Source organism: Salinibacterium sp. SWN139 (assembly GCF_015864625.1).
In the GTDB taxonomy this organism is placed as follows: Bacteria; Actinomycetota; Actinomycetes; order Actinomycetales; family Microbacteriaceae; genus Rhodoglobus.
The window spans coordinates 116,088-135,326 of the sequence record NZ_JADYWV010000001.1 but is presented as its reverse complement, the minus strand read 5'-3'; the positions used below and the strand labels follow the sequence as shown (position 1 = coordinate 135,326).

Here is a 19,239-nt window from a genome sequence, read left to right as displayed (position 1 = left end):
TTCAGGCTGCAGCGCTCGTTCGGCCCGCTGCTGTTGTTCTGGTCGGCTAACCCTTGAGGGCGATCGCGACGAAACGCTGTGCTTCGTCCGTGCTGATGCCGAGCTCTGCTGCGCGGTTGGCGTAGGCCCGGGCCTCAAGTTGGAGAAGCGCTGCGGCATCGCCAGGCTGAGCCTTGACGACAGTGCCATTGCGGCCGCGCGAGTGCAGAAAACCGTCAGCCTCGAGTTCGCGGTAGGCCCGCGCCACGGTATTGGGGGCGATGCCGAGGTCGGTGGCCAGCTGTCGCACGGTGGCTAGCTTGGTGCCGGCGAGAAGCTCACCGCTCGTGATCTGAGCGATGGCTTGAGCTTTGATCTGCTCAAACGGCGGAGTGGATGCTGCCGTATCGATCTCGAAAGTGACAGGACTTTCGGTCGGTGTGCGACGCCACGATTCAGCCATGGTTGATTCTCTCACACAGGATTTGGCGGCATCGGAAGCTCTTCACAGCATTGGCTGAGTCTCTTGTGGGCGCCCCTAGAGAGGATGCGGCAATAGTCGTAGAGTTCACACCATAGGCAGTGGTAACTCCGTGAAAAACGTGGGAGGCACGATATGGGCAAGCAGCATGTGATGTGGTTCGAAGACCTTGGCATCGGAGATGTTCCGATTGTGGGGGGAAAGAATGCGTCGCTGGGCGAAATGGTTCGCACTCTTGAGAGCGAGGGCGTGCGGGTGCCGCCAGGGTTCGCGACTACCGCTGATGCCTATCGATCGTTCGTTGATGTGAACGGGATTGCAACAGCCGCACGGGCGCAGCTTGATCGCTTTCATGCCGGGAGTGCGAGCTTGCGCGAAACGGGGGAAGCACTGCGCGAGTTGTTCCTCAGCAGCGAGTTTCCTGAGGGCATTGCGGAAGAGATCCGCGCTTCCTATCGCCAGCTTGCCGCCCGTTCGGGCGAGACAAACCCCGCGGTTGCAGTACGCAGCAGCGCCACGGCCGAAGACCTTCCCGATGCCAGTTTCGCCGGTCAGCAAGAGACCTTCCTGAATGTGCGGGGTGAGCGAGAGCTTCTGGATGCCTGCCGCCGTTGCTACGCCTCGTTGTTCACCGACCGCGCGATCAGCTATCGCGAGGTCAAAGAATTTGATCATCTGGATGCGGCGCTGTCGATTGGCGTGCAGCGCATGGTGCGGTCGGATGTTGGCGGCTCCGGGGTGATGTTCTCTATCGACACGGAGAGCGGTTTTCCCCGTGTCGCGGTAATTAGCGCCGCGTGGGGACTCGGCGAAACTGTTGTTCAGGGAACGGTAAACCCCGACAAGTACCTCGTGTTCAAACCCCTGTTGGAGACGCCGGGGTGTTCGCCGATTGTCGAAAAAACCCTGGGCGCCAAGTCGCGCAAGATGATTTACAGCAAGGGCGGCAGCGCGCGCACGCGCATGGTCGATACCTCGGAGCGGCAACAGCAGTCGTTCGTGCTTGTTGATGCCGAAATTCTGCAGTTAGCGCGGTGGGCAGTGGTCGTCGAGGCGCACTATGGCCGCCCGATGGATATGGAATGGGCCAAGGATGGCGTGACGGGCGAGTTATTCATCGTGCAAGCGCGCCCCGAGACCGTGCAGGCCCGCAAGACGGGTACGCGATTCACCACCCACCATCTCACTCAGGATGGCCCGCTTCTCATCTCTGGCGCCGCCATCGGCGATGCAATTGCCACCGGTTCGGCGTGTGTGATCCGGGACCCCGCCGACATCGAGAACTTTCGTGACGGGGCCATTCTGGTCACTGAAATGACCGACCCGGACTGGGTCCCGATCATGACCCGGGCTTCGGGAATCGTCACTGATCATGGTGGTCCGACAAGCCATGCGGCGATCGTCAGCCGTGAACTCGGTATCCCCGCTGTCGTAGGAACCGGCACCGCTACCGAGGTGCTGAAAGAGGGCCAAGAAATCACCCTGTCCTGTGCGGAAGGCGACCAAGGCCACATCTACGACGGCACCCTCACCTTTGAGACCGAGGAGCTTGACCCCGCGACGCTGTCGGCAACACGCACAGCAGTGATGGTGAATATTGCGAGCCCAGCGGCAGCCTTCCAGTGGTGGCGGTTGCCCGCAGCTGGGGTTGGTCTAGCCCGGATGGAATTCATCATCAATAATCTGATCACGATTCATCCGATGGCCCTGGTGCATCCCGAACTGGTCACTGATCAGAGTGAGCGTCAACAGATCGAGGAGCTCACGCGCGGCTTTGACGACCCCACGGAGTTCTTTGTGGAGACCCTGGCGTTAGGGATTGCCAAACTTGCTACGCCGTATCATCCGCTGCCAGTGATCGTGAGGCTCAGCGACTTCAAAACGAATGAGTACGCGCACCTCATTGGTGGCAGTGTTTTCGAACACTCTGAAGAGAACCCGATGCTCGGCTTCCGGGGAGCGTCGCGCTATTACAGCCCGCGCTATCGCGAAGGCTTTGACCTTGAATGTCGCGCGCTCAAGCGCGTGCGCGAGCAGATTGGATTCGCCAACATCATCATCATGGTGCCGTTCTGTCGCACCGTGGCCGAGGCAGACCGCGTTCTGGCCGTGATGGCAGAGAACGGCTTGGTGCGCGGCGAAAATGGGCTTCAGATTTACATGATGTGCGAGATTCCCGCCAACGTGATTTTGGCCGAAAAGTTCGCGACCCGGTTCGATGGTTTCTCGATCGGCTCTAACGACTTGACGCAATTGGTGCTCGGTGTTGATCGAGACTCAGAAGAGTTGGCAGCGCTTTTTGACGAGCGGGATGAGGCGGTCACGTCCATGATCAGCCAAGCCATCCAGAAAGCGCACGCCGCCGGAATCAAAATCGGGATTTGCGGGCAGGGCCCCAGCAACTACCCCGACTTTGCGGCGTTCCTCGTCAACGAGGGAATCGACTCCATTTCGCTCAACCCCGACAGCTTCATGAAGACTGTTCCCCATATTGCTGACGCTGAGGCTGCCGTCGAGGCGCGCGACCGCTAGGTGGCGGATGCCCCGAAGATGCTCTTGATCGACTCCTCCAGAGTTGCGGCGAACTCGTCGTCGCTCTGCTGAATAGTGAGCCCCTCCGTGAGTGCCCGCGAAAAGCTCGCCACTACGCCGTGCTGACGGGAGAGGCGAGCGTTGGCCTCTGCGCGGCTGTAGCCGCCCGAGAGCGCGAGCACTCGCAGCACGTTCGGGTGGGCCACGAGGTTTGCGTAAAAGTCATCGACTTCGGGAAGCGTCAGCTTGAGCATGACGTACTGGTCTGCGCCGAGGGAGTCGAGCTGTTCGAGGAGCGAGGCCTTGAGCATCCGCTCGGCTTCATGCTTGCTTGGCGAATGGATGTCGATCTCAGGCTCAATGATGGGCACAAGACCGGCCGCCAGAATCTGACGGCTGATCTCGAATTGTTGGTCAACGATTGCCTGCACGCCTGCCGCGTTACCAAGCAGGATCAGCGATCGCATTTTGGTGCCGAAGATGCCGTTATCGAGAGCGCGGGCCAGCACCGCGTCGAGTCCGGGCAGCGGGTTCATCAACTGAGCTCCGTCGACCTCGCGCTGGAGGCCCTTATCTACTTTGAGAAAGGGAACGATGTTCTTGACGTTCCACAAGTAATCGGCGCTGAGGTGGCCCTCGATCTGACGGTCCATTGTCTGCTCGAACAAAATCGCGCCCAGGATGCGGTCACCGTTGAAGCTGGCGTTGGTGACGATGCGTGTGCGCATCGCATGGACGAGATCGAACATCTCCTCGTCGTCAGAGTACGAGTCATCCTGAATGCCATAGAGCTTCAGAGCTTTGGGCGTGCTGCCACCGCTCTGATCGAGAGCCGCAATGAAGCCGTCCGCGTCCTTGATCTTGGTGAACTGCAATTCATTCATGGTTATGCTCCTCTTCGTTTCGCCTAGTAGCGTGTGGCCTCCGGAAGCACTAGTTCGAGAGCTTCTACTTCCTTAAGGGCACACATCTCGGTCGCCGGAGTCGCTGCCGTTGCGCTGCCCGCAGCGACAGCAGAACGGAATGCACGTTCAGGATCTTGCCCCTGTGACAGTCGCCACACAAACGCTCCCAGAAATGCATCACCAGCACCGACAGCACTCTGCACCTGCACCTTGGGCACTGGCAGCCGGATGACGCCGGAGGCGGAGGCGAGCACGGCGCCGGCCTCGCCAAGAGTCAAAGCAACGAGTTGGGCGGAGCCGCGAGCGACAAGCTCGGCGGCGGCATCCACTTGACTCTGTTCGGTGGTGAGCTCTCGGCCCACGAGTTCGCTGAGTTCGCGGAGGCTCGGCTTCACCAGGTAGACACCTTCGGCGAGGGCATCGGTGAGCGCTTCGCCAGAGGTGTCGATGATCGAGCGTGCACCCTTCTGGTGCGCCAATCGTGCCACTTGCGCATAGAAATCTGTCGGTACTCCGGGCGGCAGACTGCCGCTGGCCACAACATAGCCACCGGGAATGATCGCTGCTTCTAGCGTTGCAAGGCAGCGTTGCCACTCGGCTTCGCAAAACTTTGGGCCCTGCAGCACGAACCGAAACTGTTGGCCCGAATCGTTTTCGTCAACGGTGAAGCTCTCCCGAGTTGTGCCGGCAATGGGCACGGCGAGGCTGGGAACGCCTTCTGTCTCGAGCAATTGTTGGTAGGTGGCTCCCGTGAGGCCACCGGCCGCGTAGATGGCAAGGGCGTCCCCGCCGAGTTTGTGGATGGTGCGCGCCACATTCACGCCGCCTCCGCCAGGGTCGATGCGGCTCGGGCCGCAGCGCACCTTGTGATCCTTGACCACCCGCGGGGTCGACGTGCTGATGTCGAGCGCAGGGTTGATCGTCAGAGTCACGATGGGACGCGCGCGGGGTGACAGCGGGGGAGTAACGGATGACATGGTCTCCACTTTAGGTCGTCGTCACTGTCGGTGGGGAGGCGGATAACAGGCAGTGAGGAAACATCCGCGAGTAGACTTGATGGTGGTGAAGGCTCCGGCCGAGATCATCCCGGAGCTGCACTGTTTCGCTCATTCGAACAGAGGCGGGGATTGTGCGCGTGGCCACGGTAGCTTCCAGCATTGCGGTGGTGACCTGCCTTGCTCTCGCGGGATGCACCACTGCCGCTTCCGACGGCGGCGACCCTGTCGTCGTCGCGACCACCACTATCTTGGGCAGCGTGGTGGGAGATATCACCGAGTGTGCCGGCGGAACAACAGAAACTCTGATGCCGGTCGGCGTTGACCCCCATGACTTCTCCGCGTCGTCTGAGCAAGTTGCACACATGGCGACGGCTCAACTGGTGGTGGTGAATGGCCTCGACCTCGAAGGCGGACTAACGGATGCCATCGCCAGCGCCGCGGGCGAAGGGGCTGAAGTGATGGAAGTCGCGCCCCTCATCGACCCGCTGCCCTTCGGGGAGCAGAGCAGCTCAGACTCGGATACCGCCGGTTCGCTGGACCCACACTTCTGGAATGACGTTTCCCGAATGGCGACGGTGGCGACTCTGGTGGGCGACAAGCTTGCCGAAGTGACCGGCGACGACACCTACGCTGATTGCGGCAGTGATGTGCATGACGCTCTTGAGGCGACCGATCAGCAGGTGCGCGACATCCTTTCGGTGATTCCTTCGGAGCAGCGAGTGCTCGTGACCGACCATGAAGCGTTCGGCTATTTCGCGGACGCTTATGACTTTGAGATCGCTGGCGTTATCGTTCCCGGCGGTTCGACGCTAGCGGAAGCGTCCTCGCAAGAACTGGCTGACTTGGTCGAAGTGATCCAAGAGAAAAACGTGCCAGCGATCTTCTCCAACGTTGCCCTTTCCAGCGTTCTCGTCGACACTATCGCGGCGGAAGCCGGCACCTCGATCGACGTGGTGGCACTCTACGTCGGCAGTGTTGGCTCAGCAGGTTCTGGTGCCGAAACGTATCCCGACATGATGACTACCAATGCTCAGCTGATCGCGGATGCACTGGGCTGAGTGATGACCCTCGACTGGTTTATCGATCCCTTTGCGCTAGGTTTCCAGCAGCGTGCCCTGCTGGGCGGGATCATCGCGGGCCTCATGTCGTCCGTTGTCGGAACGTGGCTTGTGCTTCGCGGAATGAGCTTCTTTGGTGACGCTTTCGTTCACGGCATTGTTCCCGGAATCGCAGCGGCCGTGGTGTTCGACTTCAGCCCCGTTCTTGGAGCCGTCATTGCCGCCGTCGTGATGGTCGCGGGAATCGAACTCGTGCACCGCCAGACCGCGCTGCAAGAAGACACCGGAATCGGGTTGCTCTTCGTCGGGATGCTCGGGCTCGGTGTTGTCATCATTTCTAAGAGCGATGCCTACTCGGGCACTCTCACGAGCATCCTGTTCGGCGATGCCTTGGGCGTGGCGTGGAGCGACCTGATCGCTCAAGCGATTCTCGCCGTCGTGGTTGTCGCGTTGTCGGTCGTGCTTTACCGGCCTTTGCTCGCCCTCTCGTTCGATCGCAACAAGGCCGAAAGCCTGGGGATGAACCCCGGGCGCACCCACTCCCTCCTCTTGGCGCTCATCGCAGCTGCGGTGATCGGAAGCTACCAATCCGTGGGCACACTGCTGGTCTTGGGGCTGCTCGTCGGACCACCGGCCACAGCAGCGCTCATCGCCCGCACCGTTCCAATGATGATGGGGTTCGCGGCAGTAATTTCTGTCGTCTCCGTGTGGCTCGGACTGCTCCTGAGCTACCACCTCGGAACCGCCGGATCCGCCACCATGGCGATCGTGCCCGTCGTGTTCTTCTTCCTCACCCTCACCATCACAGTGCTGCGCCGCCGATTCCACCGCAGTGTCCGTGCGGCCACAACTGCAGAGGAGGTAGCACGATGAGCGAAACCTGCGCTGCGCGCGCGAGCGATCTTGTGCTCGCTTACGGTTCCTACACCGCTCTGGCGGCATCCTCGTTCGAGATTCCGGCGGGCAAGGTCACCGCTGTCATCGGCCCCAACGGGTCGGGCAAGAGCACGGTGCTGCACGCGCTCGCCGGATTGATCAAACCCAAGCAGGGTGACATCGAGGTGCTCGGCGATACGCCTCTCGCGGCCCGTCGGCGAGTGAGCTACGTGCTGCAAACGGTCGCGATGCCCACCGGAACGCCCATCACCGTGCGAGAAACCGTGGCCATGGCCCGTTATTCGAATCTCGGGCTGTGGCGCCGATCCACCCCCGCCGATCGAGCCAAAGTCGACTGGGCCATCAACGAACTCGACGTGAACGACCTTCAGCGCCGGCACCTCGGCGAGCTTTCTGGTGGCCAACGGCAACGGGTTTATATGGCGCAGGGCATCGCTCAAGACCACGACCTACTGCTGTTGGATGAGCCCCTCACCGGACTCGATCTGGTCTCTGCCCGCACGATTGATCGCATCATCCATGCCGAACGAGACAACAGCCAGACCGTAGTGCTCACCACCCATGACTTGGACGAAGCTCGCGCTGCCGACCACGTGCTATTAGTCAGTGGTCGTGTTGTTGCTTCCGGCCCGCCGGAAAAGGTGCTGACGCGTCACAACCTAGAGGTCGCTTATGGGCTCGGTGCTCTGCATGAGACGACCCACGGGTTTATCGATGACCCTCATCGGACCACCGATCACCCGAAATGAATCAACTCTCGGTGGAAGGGACATCCATTCCGAGTTCGTTCAGAGGCGAGTTATCGACGGGCTCCGGCAGGTGTTCAACAGGGCAGTCGAGAAGCGTCTCCGGCGTCGAGTGGTCGATGTAATGTTCTGACATTGGCCGCCCACACACGGGACACACGGCGTCCGCAACCTTCGAGACCACGGCGTCGTAGGGGCCCACATCTGGTATGCCCAGAACGGGAAACAGTTTGTGGTTCAGCCAATCGATGAATCTGACGTAGCCGTCCAGACCAGATTCTTCGCCCTCGTCTTTAGTGTGCTCATGTTCGCTCATAACCTCAGCGTAGCCACGGGTCTCGACGAGCGTAAGGGGTAATGCTCCGTGTTTCACACGCGTTCCGCAGCGGCCTCGTTGGCACTGGCGCATTGCCGAACAACTGCTGAGCGGTGAGGCTCACGTTGGCGCGCAGCGACGGGCACGCGCGCTCATGTTGTCGACGACAGCTTTGGCTCCACACCCCGCCGTCAATCCTTGAATTTCGTTCTCGAGTAAATCTTCATTCTGCGGGCTTCGAGATTTAGGCTGACGTCATGCCTTTGGATGCTCGCACGCTTCTGTCGGGACCGCGCGGTCGCCGTCTCTGCCTTGCTGTGGCCGAGCACGATCCGGAGGGGGTAATCCCGGCAGCGGCATCGCTCGGATACGTTCTTGTCTATGCCGCCCATCATCTGGAGAAGGCACGAGGGCAAGGGGGAGCTATCTTCGGCTGGGGCCTCCCTGATCCGCTTCCCGAGCCAAGCGTCGAGGACATTGCCGATGCCCTCGACAGGATCCCGCTGACCTCGATCGGTATTGCCGATGCCCTCGAAGCCTGCGCTGCTTCTGTGGACAGCGCACGCTATTGGCAGGAGCCCGATGGCACAGACCAACTTCTAGCGGACACCCGTCTCGACGGCTCATTGATGCGCGTCGCGGAGCACATCGTGACGTCGCCGACGATCGAGTGGTGGAGTGCCCCCATGGAGCCGCAACAGTGGGTGGTGGGTTTTCGAGATCGCCCCACAGGCCCCACCGCTAATGATTCGGGTGGTTGGTGGTCGCGGCCACCGTTCGGGCTCACCGCGACAACGCGGGCGCTGCCAGGGCTGGGCCCGGTCGGTCTTTGGCTGGTCGAAGATCGCTCTGACGAAGAACCGGCGGATACTCGCTTGCTGACCGACGAAGGCACTCCGCGCGTGTTCGAAATCGTTGCCGCAGAGTCGTGGGCCGAACTCTGCCGGAGGTACCCGCTCGAGATCACCGCTACCCGGCGCCACGATTGGTACCGCGCCACCGGCCGCAGCGGCAAATGGATGATGCCTGACTGGTCGCGGGTCGCCAACGATTTCGACGCGATGCACCTTACTCTCGCCGCCTATCTTTCTGCCGCAGGAGTCGCTATCCCGCTCGACGACGACTTCGCGAGTGTCATTGCCGGGTGGAACCCCGACGAAACCTACTGGTTCACCGATGTCGTGACGCATGCGGGTTCTGATGCGACGTGGATGCGAGACGAACAGACAGGACGGTGGCGGCAGCTCGGTTAACCGCGCTCTGCACAAGCAAAAGGAGTGTGTCCCGCACTGGTGCGGACCACACTCCCTTTACTGCTTGTGCAGTGTTAGCTGCAGACAGTCAGGCTTGCCACTGACGAGGTGAGCACTCCCGTGCCACCGAGCAGTACTACCTTCGGGTTGTCTAGATTGGTGATCGCTGTCAGGACTGACTGCGGCACGCAATTCGATGGAGTGATGAAGAGCGGAGCTTTTTGTGATCCTGCGAGAGCGGCACCGGCGAGAGCATCCGCAAACCCGGAGCCTGTAGCGAGATAGACGGTGCTCGCTGAAGAGAACTCGTTGGCATTGATCGCAACCGCGGTCGCGTAGCGGTCGGAACCACTGTTGCGCTTGACGGTTGAGAAGTTCGTCTTCAGGTTGGTCAGGATGGCGCTAGAGACAACGCCACTGCCGCCGGCGATCTTCACCGAGGTCACTCCCAGAGACTTCAAGAGCGTTACGGTTGCCGCATCAACTTTGCTTGCGTTGCCAGGAATCAGCACGACTGGACCACCAAGGTTGGCGGCAGCAGGGGTTGCTGTGAGCGCATCCGGGAAGTCGCTACCGTTGGCAACATAAGCGGTGGTCACGGTTGAGGCCGGGAACGTTGCTTGTGCCAACAGTCGCGATGTTGCGTAACGGTCAGCGCCGCCAATGCGAGTCACCGACGGGTTGAACGACAGCGACTGAAGGCTCGCCTTCACACTGTTCGAGACGGCGCCGCTTCCTCCGACAATGATGATCTTGCTCGGCTTCAATCGCAGCAGTTCAGCTTTAGCCGCGGCAGACAGTGACTTGGGGTCAGTCAGCAGCAGCGGGGCATCCTTGTAGGCAGCAGCAGAACTCGCGCTGAGAGCGTCCGCGAAACCAGCGCCCGTCGCAATGTAGACAACGGAAGCGCTGTCCCACTCCTGAGCAATCTCAGCGGCAGTCGCGTAGCGGTCGGCACCCGAGAGGCGCGAAACAACGATGCGGTCGTTGACTACTGAGCTCGTTGTCGGCGAAGTCTCGGATGCGCTGGTGTAGCCCGCGAGGGAACCAGTGACAGTGACCGTAATCTTCTTGCCGAGCTCCGCAGCCGCAACGTTGTATGTTGAGCCGGTTGCTCCCGAAATTGCGGTGCCGTTCGCTTTCCACTGGTACGTGAACGTCACGCCGGTGGATGGCATCCACACGCTAGCTTTCGGCTGCGCCGTAAGAGTTTCCCCAACCATCGCGGTTCCAGAGATTGCGGGGGCAGCCGCAATTACTTTGAGACTGAAGCTGTACTCGGTGGTGCCCCACGTCAGGCTCGAGACTTGTGCAGCATGATCGGCCTGAATGCCGAAAGCAGTGCCCAGCGCGTTGCCTTGAGCGTTCAGAGCATCGAGGATGTCGCCGAGCGCGTACTCCGTGTTGGCCACAATTGCGGTGCCGATGTTTTTGCTCGACTTCCACGGGTCACTGAGGTTGAACGTGTGTTCTCCGGCGTCCAGGCTTGCGGAACGGATGGTTCCCCAACCGATAGCTCCGTCGTGTGTGAAAGCAACCTGGTAGGTGATGAGGCCACTATCCACGGTCACCGCAGCGTGGCGGGTGAGTTGCGCGTAGAGGTCACTGCCGTCAACCGGAGTTTCTAGACCTTTGAGAATCTGAGAGTGTGACGGGCTTCCGAACGAAAGCACATCAGCCGCAACGGAGAAGGACTTCGTCGCATTGGCATAGCCCTCATGCCAGGTGGTGTAGTTCGCGGGGGTTTCATTGAGTGCAATCTCGTCGTACGCGACCACAACGTGATCAGTGGTCGCCTCCGCAGCGGTGGGCACGAAGCTGTAGTTCGTGTCGTCGAACACCAAGTCTTGAACGACAGCCGAGCTATCTGCCTGCACGCCGAAGCCCAGAAGGGTGATGTTCCCTTGAGTGCCAAGGAAGGCGACAAGGTCCGCGATGGTGAAGGCGTTCTCCGGAGTGAACGTCGAGCCGTTAGCCAGCTTGAGCGGTCGAGATGTCACCCACTTGTCGGTTACATCAAAGTGATGTTCGTTGCTAGACACCAACGAAGTTGAGCGAACTGTCGTGAAGTTCGCGGCGGTGCCATACGTAATGGGAATCTGGAAGGTCACCTTGCCCTCAAGAACATTGATGCTTGCACTCGTGATAAGTGCTTCGAGCTCCGTGGCGGTAACAGGCCCGGGGGTTCCCAGCATCACCTGCGACGGGGTGCCGTCACCCAGGTGCAGTCCATCAGCCTCAGTCGAGTACGCCCGCACAGTGTTGCTGTTGTAGCCCTCATGCCAGGTCTCGTAGTTGTAGCTGGCGGAGGCGGGATCGGAATCCTCGAACGGTGCAATCTCGGAGTCGTCAACGGCGACGGTGGTGGAGGCCGAATACGCGTTATCGACGCTGAAGCCGTAGCTCACACAACCTACTTCGATGGACTCGATAACGGCATCACCCAGAACGCCTGAGCCGAGGCTGTAGCCGATCTGGAGTACGCGAGCATCCGGGAATTCCACGAGCCACTCATCGAGTGTGCCGTGGTAGGCGCTCCCGTGACCGCCCGAAGTGTCGGGGGCGTTGTCTTTAACGAAAGCTGCCGCGCTGTTCGGCACCCAGAAATCGCTGCCGTAAAACGATGGTTCGCCGACCAAGATTCCATCAGCAGTGCCATCGTTGTCGAAGTCCGTGATGAGTTGGAGGCTAGGAACGCCACCAGAGTTCGACACAAAGTTAACCACCGGCACTCCGGCATCCTTGAGCGCAAGATCGACTGACTTGTACGCGGCTGCTTTGTCAGCGGAGGTCGCGCCTTCGGTCCACACGTGAAGTCCCGCGGCTGTGAAGTCATTGTGACCCTGAGCGCGTGTGTCGGTGAAGGTCCAACCCTGAGAAGTTTGGTTAGTAGCGATAGGGCCGTTAGTCACTGCGGCGCATGCCTCGGTGGTGGGCACTGCTGCTGCGGTGGCGGGAAGCGCACCAGTTACAGAGACTCCGATCGCTAGCAGCGCGGTGGATGCAACAGCGAGGAGCTTCTTCGCGCTCGCTCTCGTGAGGGCTGGCCGATTTTGGGCAGGCGGACGTTTATGGGTCAACAACATGAAACTCTCCAGATTCGGGTTCGGAGGGTGAAGGGGTAAATCAGGTCGTGCAGGTAAGCCGGGTAAGGCTGGTAAATCGGGTAAAACGAATCGACGCACAGAGATCAGCCATGCACGGTACGCCGAAACCCTATCGCCGGGGTTCTCGGGGCAACAGAGGAACACAAAGTGGTATCGAGGGAAACTCCGGAAAATCAGGGGCATTTGCAAAGTGGTATTTTCTCAGGCGATTCATAGCCGAGCCAAAGTGGTCTACGGGCTGCCTCCAATCGGTGTGAGCTGAAGCACCACGGGGTTCGATGTTGGCTCCAGTTCAGGGCAGTTCGGGCGATTTCTCAGCGAGACCGAAAAGTAGAACACTTTTAGCGGTGGACAAACTGGTCTACCCGGTCGTGCTCACTCGTAAAGCGAGGGGTAGACAAAGCGGTCGGATGAGGAGTAGGAGCCGCGTCCGACATCTGTCGCGGCGGCACTTACTCCTCACCGATCAGCGTCCCGCTAGGGTTGGCGCATGTCAGCCGCCGCATCCAGCCTCACCGCCGCCCTCGCCAGTATCTCTGAGCATTGGCAGCCACACCGTGTTGCACGCGTCAATGACCACGACGTGAAAATCGTGAAGTTGCAGGGCGAGTTCGTGTGGCACTCCCACCCCGAAACAGATGAGCTGTTTTTGGTGGTGGAGGGGGAGCTCACCATCCAACTGCGGGACCGCGACATTGTGCTCGGCCCGAACGAACTGTTCGTGATCCCGCGCGGCGTTGAACATTGCCCGAAGGCGGAGCACGAGGTATCCGCCGTCATCATTGAACTCGGCGGGACAGTGAACACCGGCGACGCTGGCGGCGACCGCACTTCTGCGCTCCGCGAGCTGGGCTAGCTGATCCGTACGCTCGCGTCGAGCAATTCGGTTGTTCTGTCCATCATGTTCTCCGCTTCGTAGGGTTGCTCCTACTCAGTACATGTCCGACTGCACTATCGCTGTCCACGTTTGCGGCGATTAATTGTCGCTTGCCCATTAGTCGCTCGACATTTTCTCGACTTTTGGCCTAGCCTACGGGCGGGGAAGGGGCTTACGAACGATCGCGAGGATTTTCTCATGTCACAGGACTCGATGACCGAGGTGGCGGAGTCGGCCGACCTGTCGCAGGCCAAGGTGATTGTGGCGCGTACCCAACAACTTATTGTCACGGCGGCGCTCGCGACGGTCGGCTACGGCGCATTTCTTCTCGTGGGCAAGGGAATTTGTGCGGCCGCGCTCAATGGCGAAGGCGGCTTGGTCGACGCGGACCGCAACGTCGTCGTCAGCGTGCCGCAGTGCGTCTCTCTGGCTCAGGCGCCCAGCGGCGTCATCTACTTCGCGATCGCTGTCACCACAATTTTTGCGATCCGCACAGTGAAGCGCCGTGCCAGCACGGTTGCGGACGCGATGCGCTATCTCGACCGTGCCGCCGCCGGCATTGTCATTCTGACGATCGCATCCTTGATCATCAGTTATGCCTGGTTCTCGCTGCTTCCGAGCGCTGACTGGGATGGCGGCGGCACGTTCCTCTTCCCGTGACCCTCGGCGCGGTAGACGTCGACATTTCGCCAATGCCGCTGCCGTAATCAGCGGGGGTGGGTTGCTGAGAGAATTAGCCCCATGACCGCCACTGCCACTCCGGCTCGCCTTCGCGCCGCCACGATTGCGACCTTCGTCGTCTTTGGAATTAACGGGTTGGTGTTTGCCAGCTGGGCGGCCCGTATTCCGGCCGTCACCGAGACGCTGGGCCTCACGCCGGGCCAGATGGGCGGACTACTGCTGTGCCTCGCGGTGGGTTCTCTTGTCGCCCTCCCGACGGCGGGCTACATCACCGAGCGGATCGGCGCCGCCAACACGGTGCGCGCCGGGGGATTGTTTGCCGCCCTCGCCGGGGCAGGCATTGCGCTCTCGCTTTCTGCTGAGACCACCGTCGGCACCGCGATCTCCCTCTTCGTCTTCGGTATCGGAATTGGGCTCTGGGATGTCGCCATCAACATCGAGGGTGCCGACGTGGAACACAGGCTGGGGCGCACCATCATGCCGCAGTTGCACGCCGCTTTCAGCGGGGGAGCATTCCTCGGCGCCATCATCGGCGCGGGCCTCGCCAACCTCGGCGTGGGGCTGCCGGCGCATCTCTTTGTCATCGCCGTAGTCGTAGCGGTGGCGACGCAATGGCTGCCGCGCTACTTTGCGCCGCGCATCCCGGAGCCAGCTCAGCCCGAGAACGACGTTGCTTCGCCGAAAGTGCGCAGCGCCTGGAGCGACCGCCGCACCCTGCTGATCGGAGTAGTCGTGCTTGGCGCGACCCTCACGGAGGGTGCCGGAAACGACTGGATCGCCAAGGCCGCCGTCGACGGACTCGAGGTCACCGAAGCGAACGGTGCCTTCATGTTCGCGACATTCGTGCTCGCGATGACGGCTATGCGCTTCTTCGGTGGCCGGGCGATCGATGCTTTCGGTCGGGTTCCTGTCTTGCGGGGCAGTATGGCTGCCGCCGCCATCGGTCTCACCATCTTCGTGCTCGCGCCCACCCTCTGGCTCGCGCTGATCGGGGTCGCCCTCTGGGGGGTCGGGGCCGCGCTCGCCTTCCCGATGGGGATGTCGGCAGCAGCCGACGACCCCAAGCACGCTGCGGCCAGAGTGTCTGTCGTTGCCACTATCGGCTACGTGGCATTCCTTGCCGGGCCGCCACTGCTGGGCTTCCTCGGTGACGCCGTCGGAATCAGGGGCGCTTTGCTCGCGATCGGAGTGCCGATTGTGGTGGCACTCGTGCTTGCCGGCGCAGCGAAACCACTACCGACGAAGTAGTTCAGTGCCCGCGCGAACGCCGCCGGGGAGTCAGCTCAGGACTTAACGGCTTCGTCGACGATGCCGACGAAGCGACTGCCAATGCCGTCGACCTCGGAGCGGAACACGCCCTCAGCGGGAGCGGGAAGCTCATCCGCGTCATGCCAATCGCACGTGAGATACGTGAACGCTGGCCACCACTTCTTGGGGCGAGCCGCCTCCGTGAAGCCGCAGACCGTGCAGGTGAGCTGCATCCAGACGGGGCGCTTGCCGGTGCGGTTGGCAAGCGACTGAACCAGCCAGGCTGGCGGGTTGGCTTGTAGCTCTTCGAACTCGGCATCCGACATGCGATTCGGGAGGTCATGCCGTCTCGCCATCTCCAAAGGAATGTCGAGGCGGAGTGCAACTTCCCGGCGTGTGATCATGCTCCTACGGTACGCGACGCAGCCGTGCTCGGCGGCGCACGCGAGCTAGCTGATGTAGATCTTGCGCAGGGTTTCGGTGATCGTCCAGGTGGTCTGCATGCCGTCGGTGAGCCGCACAACATCGCCGGGGCCCACAGCGATGGTTCGATCATCCGCAGCGAAGTGGATGCTGGCGCGCCCGCTAATGACAACAAAGACCTCATCGACCTCGGTGTCTGTTGCGGTGCCCACGGTCATTTCCCAGACGCCGATCTCATTGTCGCCGAGGGCGTCGAGCACGGCGTAGCCCGCGGTCGGAGTGCCCTCCACCACTTCGTCGGCCCCGAGGGCTTCGTGGGCGATGGGAACGGCGCTCGCCGCAAGGGGCGTGCCGGGGCTGAGGAGTGCTGCGGGTTCGGTCATGGGCTCAGCCTATGAGACTGGGCTGCAGATCGCGCAGGGTGCGGCGGTGGGTCATGCGTGTCACTCCGATGGCTGAAAGGATGAGCGCGCCACCGAGCCAGGCGCCGAGCACGAGAGCGTCGGTGCCGACTCTGGCAAGGTCGCCGCCGTACATGAACTGGCGCATGGCATCCACGACGTAGCCCATCGGTAGAACGTGGTGCAGGGCAGCTAACGGTGCAGGCAGCGTTTGCCACGGGAAGGTGCCGCCGGCGGTCACGAGTTGCAGCACCATGAGCACGAGCCCCAAGAATTGACCGACGGAGCCGAACCAGATGTTGAGTGCCAGAATGATGGCCGCGTAGGTGAAGCTTGCCGCGATCATCACCCCGAGGGTGCCGAGGGGATGCGTGAAGTTGAAGCCGAGAGCGATGGCGAGAATGCCGAACAGTGCCACCATCTGCAGCGCGCCGAGCACGGCGGGTGTGAGCCAGCCGGCCAGGGTCACACGAATTGGTGATCGCAGGGCGGTGACGGCGCGCTTGGAGACGGGCTTCACGATGAGGAAGAGGGCGTAGATGCCGATCCAGCCCGCCAGAGCCGTGAAGAACGGGGCAAGGCCGGCACCATAATTGCCGGCGGTCGTCACAGCGCTGGTCTCGACCGCGACCGGGTCAGCGATCGTTTCGGCCTGAAGAGCTCGCAGTGCTTCGCTCGAATCGGGCAGTTCCTGGACGCCGCTTTCGAGCCCGTCGCGCAGTTCGGCGGTGCCGTCAGCGAGAGTGCCGAGCCCGTCTTTGAGGGTGCTCACTCCATCGCTAAGTGTTGATGCTCCGGATGTCGCAGAGCCGGTCGCTGTGGCAATCTGCTGCGCCCCCGAGGCGAGCTCAGCTGCGCTACTCGCGAGCGTGTTCGCGCCGGCGGCAAGTTCATCGACCTGCGACACCGCGGACTGCACGGTACCGTTGCCCGCCGCAATGCGATCACTGAGCGGGTCGAGTGCCGTGAGTACGTCGTCAATCTCGGTCGCGTCGAGCCCCTGCTCGGTGAGCGCGGTGATGAGGTCGGCGCGAGCGGTGGGCAGGGCATCTGCGATGTCCTGGGCAGCCGTGCCCGCGCGATCGGCGTACCCGGCAAGCTCGGTGTTGCCGGCGGCGACCTGGGCTGCTCCGGCGGAGAGCTGGTCGGCTCCGCTCGCGAGGGTGTCGGTGGCGGTGCTGAGCTCGGTCAGTCCCGAAGTCAGAGTGCTCGCGCCATCCGAGAGTTCACCAGCACCAGAGACGGCGTCGTGCGAGCCGTCGAGAAGTTGGGAGGCGCCATCGGCGGCATCCGACAGCTCCGACCGGATGTCAGAGATCGCCGTCAGCAGAGTGCCGGCCGCTTCTTCTCCCACGAGTTCCGCTACCGACCGCCGGATCTGTTCGACGGCCTGTTTGCCGATCGTGGACGCCAAGTAGTTGTTGGCATCGTTGGTTTCGAGGTCGATCTCAGCCTGATGCGGATCAGTGTCCGCGATGGAGGTGAGGGCATCCGAGAAATCGTGCGGAATGGTCACCGTGAAGTCGACATCGCCGTCGGCCAGCGCCGTCTCAGCGTCGCCGGGGGAAAGCACGTGCCATTCGAAGTCATTGCCCTCGAGCAGATCGTCGGCGACTTGCTGGCCGTAGTTCACAGCCTCGTCATCGCCGTCTGCGGGCACGCCATCGTCGTTGACGACCAACCCGACCGGCACTTCAGCAAAGCTGCCGTAGGGGTCTTGGTTGGCCCACAGGTACACGCCGCCATAGAGCACAGGCACCAGCATGAGCGCGAGCAAAGCGAGCATCGCCATGCGTGACGAAGTGAGTCGTCGCAGTTCAGCGGCGATCATTGCGGGAACCTTCATGCGTTGTCTACTCCTACGCCGCCGCCACTTTGGGCCCAGGCGGCGCTACGTTCGTCAAAAGCGCCCAGGCTGTTGCGCAGGGATGCTTCGGCAGATTCGGCACGCTCGATCACATCGGCGTGGGTAATGGCCCATTCGGAGGCGCGACCGGCGACCGCGAGAACGGCGAGGCCGCGATCAGCAAATTCGCCGAAGAGGGTCCACCAGTCGAGGGGCTGGCCGCCATGGCGGTCGGGCGCGGTCACGACGAGGGCTTCGACGTGGGGGCGCAGAACGGCTAGCTCGCACAGCACCCGCAGTCTCGTGATCGGCTCAATATCGGCTATCGCGGTCGAGGCAAGCGAACGAAAGCCTGCCGCGTCGAGCCAGCGCCGAGCCGAGATGGGGTCGGCGCGACGGCCAGCGAACATCAGCTCTTCGGCGACGACACCGACGAGCGGCACTCCAGCATCCGGATCAGAAACTCCGGGCGCGTCAACGAGAGCGACGCTGCGGCGGAGAGCACGGGCATCCGCTCGACCATCGATCGTGACGGTGCCCGAGTCTGGCCGCATGCGACCAGAGGCAATAAGGCCGAGCACGGTCGGGCGCTGTTCGGTTTCGGCTACCGCTAGCGTCACTTTTCCGCTTTCGAAAGTGATGGATGTCGCGGGCAAGTCTTCGGCGTCGTGACCCTTCGTCACTCCGCTCAACTCGACGCGCATCAGCGTTTGGTCCCAGCAGTCGCAGTGTCGGCGGTTGCGGGAGTGGCGTCAGCAGTCGCAACATCGCCAGCCGCCGGAGCGCCGAGAATATCGGGATGCGCCTCAAGCAGCGCTACCGTCTCGCGCCACGAGAGCCCGGCCATGCTGAGCGTGGTGCGCACGGCGAGGGAACGGGCTTCGGGCAGTGTCGCATCGACGCGAGTGATCGCGGCGCGCGCAGCCTCTTCGACAAGGCGGGCGAGGGTGGTGACATCCACATCGGTGCGGAGCGTGCCGTCGTTCTGGCCGCGCTGGAGGATGGCGGCAACAGCATGCCTTAGCGGCGCGAGCGCTTTTCCGGTGGCTTCAAGGTGAGCGTCATCGAGGGCGATGGAGGCGGCAACCTGCACGTGGGCGGCCTGTTGCCAGAGCAGTGACGTGAGGCGGGCAAGCGCGACTTGAGCATCGGTGTCGGTGACGTCGCTGGCGATGCGGTTGAAACGTTCGGCGCCTGCATCGATGATTTCGGCGAGAAGTGCGTTGCGGTCGGCGAAGTGGCCGTATAAAGCGCGGCGAGAGAGCCCGGCACTGCGGGCGATGGTGTTGATCGACGCCTGGGGGTCGTGGGCAATAGCGGCGGTGGCGGCACTGAGAATGCCGGCGCGGTTATCGACTGCGTCCTGTCGCGGGCGACGGGGAGCGGAAGTGGTCATGCAGCCACTGTAATAACTTGCACAGTCATGTGCAAGTTATTACAGGTGACTGACAGGTGTGGTCGCGCGAGGCGTGTTGTTGCGCGACCGGAGCC

18 protein-coding genes are annotated in these 19,239 nt (G+C 61.9%); 8 read left to right on the top strand and 10 right to left on the bottom strand.

What is annotated here, in order from left to right:
• Nucleotides 1-46: 46 nt before the first annotated feature.
• Nucleotides 47-442, bottom strand: a complete 396-nt coding sequence (locus I6E74_RS00650) for a GntR family transcriptional regulator (protein ID WP_197122035.1) — start codon at nucleotides 440-442, stop codon at nucleotides 47-49.
• A gap of 153 nt (nucleotides 443-595) precedes the next feature.
• Between I6E74_RS00650 and ppsA the strand changes: the two genes are divergently transcribed.
• The gene (gene ppsA / locus I6E74_RS00645) at nucleotides 596-2,992 is read left to right on the top strand and encodes a phosphoenolpyruvate synthase (protein WP_197122032.1); all 2,397 of its coding nucleotides are present in this window, start codon (nucleotides 596-598) and stop codon (nucleotides 2,990-2,992) included.
• Here ppsA and I6E74_RS00640 read toward each other — a convergent pair.
• Both I6E74_RS00640 and I6E74_RS00635 read right to left on the bottom strand, forming a co-directional pair.
• Nucleotides 2,989-3,876, bottom strand: coding sequence for a fructose bisphosphate aldolase (locus I6E74_RS00640; RefSeq protein ID WP_197122029.1), 888 nt, complete (start codon nucleotides 3,874-3,876; stop codon nucleotides 2,989-2,991). The two genes, ppsA and I6E74_RS00640, sit on opposite strands and share 4 nt — an antisense overlap.
• A 23-nt stretch (nucleotides 3,877-3,899) precedes the next feature.
• On the bottom strand, nucleotides 3,900-4,874 hold the full coding sequence (locus I6E74_RS00635) for a 1-phosphofructokinase family hexose kinase (protein ID WP_197122027.1): 975 nt from the start codon (nucleotides 4,872-4,874) through the stop codon (nucleotides 3,900-3,902).
• A gap of 158 nt (nucleotides 4,875-5,032) precedes the next feature.
• Here I6E74_RS00635 and I6E74_RS00630 point away from each other — a divergent pair, with 158 nt between their 5' ends.
• The 3 genes from I6E74_RS00630 to I6E74_RS00620 are packed head-to-tail and all read left to right on the top strand — an operon-like array spanning nucleotide 5,033 to nucleotide 7,599.
• The gene (locus tag I6E74_RS00630) at nucleotides 5,033-5,953 is read left to right on the top strand and encodes a metal ABC transporter substrate-binding protein (protein ID WP_307784341.1); all 921 of its coding nucleotides are present in this window, start codon (nucleotides 5,033-5,035) and stop codon (nucleotides 5,951-5,953) included.
• A gap of 3 nt (nucleotides 5,954-5,956) precedes the next feature.
• Entirely contained in the window at nucleotides 5,957-6,826 is an 870-nt protein-coding gene (locus I6E74_RS00625) for a metal ABC transporter permease (protein WP_197122024.1), read from the top strand.
• On the top strand, nucleotides 6,823-7,599 hold the full coding sequence (locus I6E74_RS00620) for a metal ABC transporter ATP-binding protein (protein WP_197122021.1): 777 nt from the start codon (nucleotides 6,823-6,825) through the stop codon (nucleotides 7,597-7,599). Before I6E74_RS00625 ends, I6E74_RS00620 begins: the two co-directional genes overlap by 4 nt.
• Before the next feature lies 1 nt (nucleotide 7,600).
• Here the strand turns inward: I6E74_RS00620 and I6E74_RS00615 are convergent, their stop codons facing one another.
• A complete protein-coding gene (locus I6E74_RS00615) occupies nucleotides 7,601-7,912 on the bottom strand; it encodes a hypothetical protein (RefSeq protein WP_197178340.1) in 312 nt (103 codons plus the stop codon).
• A 257-nt stretch (nucleotides 7,913-8,169) separates the two neighbouring features.
• Between I6E74_RS00615 and I6E74_RS00610 the strand changes: the two genes are divergently transcribed.
• Nucleotides 8,170-9,165 carry a hypothetical protein gene (locus tag I6E74_RS00610; RefSeq protein WP_197122015.1) on the top strand — a complete coding sequence of 332 codons (996 nt, stop codon included), beginning with the start codon at nucleotides 8,170-8,172 and terminating at the stop codon, nucleotides 9,163-9,165.
• Between the two features lie 74 nt (nucleotides 9,166-9,239).
• Here the strand turns inward: I6E74_RS00610 and I6E74_RS00605 are convergent, their stop codons facing one another.
• Complete coding sequence (locus I6E74_RS00605; protein WP_197122012.1) at nucleotides 9,240-12,251, bottom strand: cell wall-binding repeat-containing protein; 3,012 nt, start codon at nucleotides 12,249-12,251, stop codon at nucleotides 9,240-9,242.
• Nucleotides 12,252-12,762: 511 nt separating this feature from the next.
• Here I6E74_RS00605 and I6E74_RS00600 point away from each other — a divergent pair.
• The 3 genes from I6E74_RS00600 to I6E74_RS00590 all read left to right on the top strand — a co-directional run bounded on the left by I6E74_RS00600 (nucleotide 12,763) and on the right by I6E74_RS00590 (nucleotide 15,078).
• Nucleotides 12,763-13,128: a cupin domain-containing protein gene (locus I6E74_RS00600; protein WP_197122009.1), complete on the top strand. Its 366-nt coding sequence runs from the start codon at nucleotides 12,763-12,765 to the stop codon at nucleotides 13,126-13,128.
• 219 nt (nucleotides 13,129-13,347) lie between these two features.
• Nucleotides 13,348-13,809, top strand: a complete 462-nt coding sequence (locus I6E74_RS00595) for a hypothetical protein (RefSeq protein WP_197122006.1) — start codon at nucleotides 13,348-13,350, stop codon at nucleotides 13,807-13,809.
• 81 nt (nucleotides 13,810-13,890) lie between these two features.
• On the top strand, nucleotides 13,891-15,078 hold the full coding sequence (locus I6E74_RS00590) for an MFS transporter (RefSeq protein WP_197122003.1): 1,188 nt from the start codon (nucleotides 13,891-13,893) through the stop codon (nucleotides 15,076-15,078).
• 35 nt (nucleotides 15,079-15,113) lie between these two features.
• On the opposite strand, the gene I6E74_RS00585 is transcribed toward I6E74_RS00590, so the two are convergent.
• Genes I6E74_RS00585 through I6E74_RS00565 form a run of 5 tightly spaced genes read right to left on the bottom strand, consistent with a single transcriptional unit; the run spans nucleotide 15,114 to nucleotide 19,144 of the window.
• Complete coding sequence (locus tag I6E74_RS00585) at nucleotides 15,114-15,482, bottom strand: hypothetical protein (RefSeq protein WP_197122001.1); 369 nt, start codon at nucleotides 15,480-15,482, stop codon at nucleotides 15,114-15,116.
• Nucleotides 15,483-15,527: 45 nt separating this feature from the next.
• Nucleotides 15,528-15,884 (bottom strand): cupin domain-containing protein, encoded by a 357-nt coding sequence (locus I6E74_RS00580; protein ID WP_197121999.1) that lies wholly within the window; start codon nucleotides 15,882-15,884, stop codon nucleotides 15,528-15,530.
• 4 nt (nucleotides 15,885-15,888) lie between these two features.
• Nucleotides 15,889-17,748: a YhgE/Pip domain-containing protein gene (locus I6E74_RS00575; protein ID WP_197121997.1), complete on the bottom strand. Its 1,860-nt coding sequence runs from the start codon at nucleotides 17,746-17,748 to the stop codon at nucleotides 15,889-15,891.
• Complete coding sequence (locus I6E74_RS00570) at nucleotides 17,745-18,452, bottom strand: hypothetical protein (RefSeq protein WP_197121995.1); 708 nt, start codon at nucleotides 18,450-18,452, stop codon at nucleotides 17,745-17,747. Before I6E74_RS00570 ends, I6E74_RS00575 begins: the two co-directional genes overlap by 4 nt.
• Nucleotides 18,452-19,144, bottom strand: coding sequence for a TetR/AcrR family transcriptional regulator (locus I6E74_RS00565; protein WP_197121993.1), 693 nt, complete (start codon nucleotides 19,142-19,144; stop codon nucleotides 18,452-18,454). Before I6E74_RS00565 ends, I6E74_RS00570 begins: the two co-directional genes overlap by 1 nt.
• Between the last annotated feature and the right edge of the window lie 95 nt (nucleotides 19,145-19,239).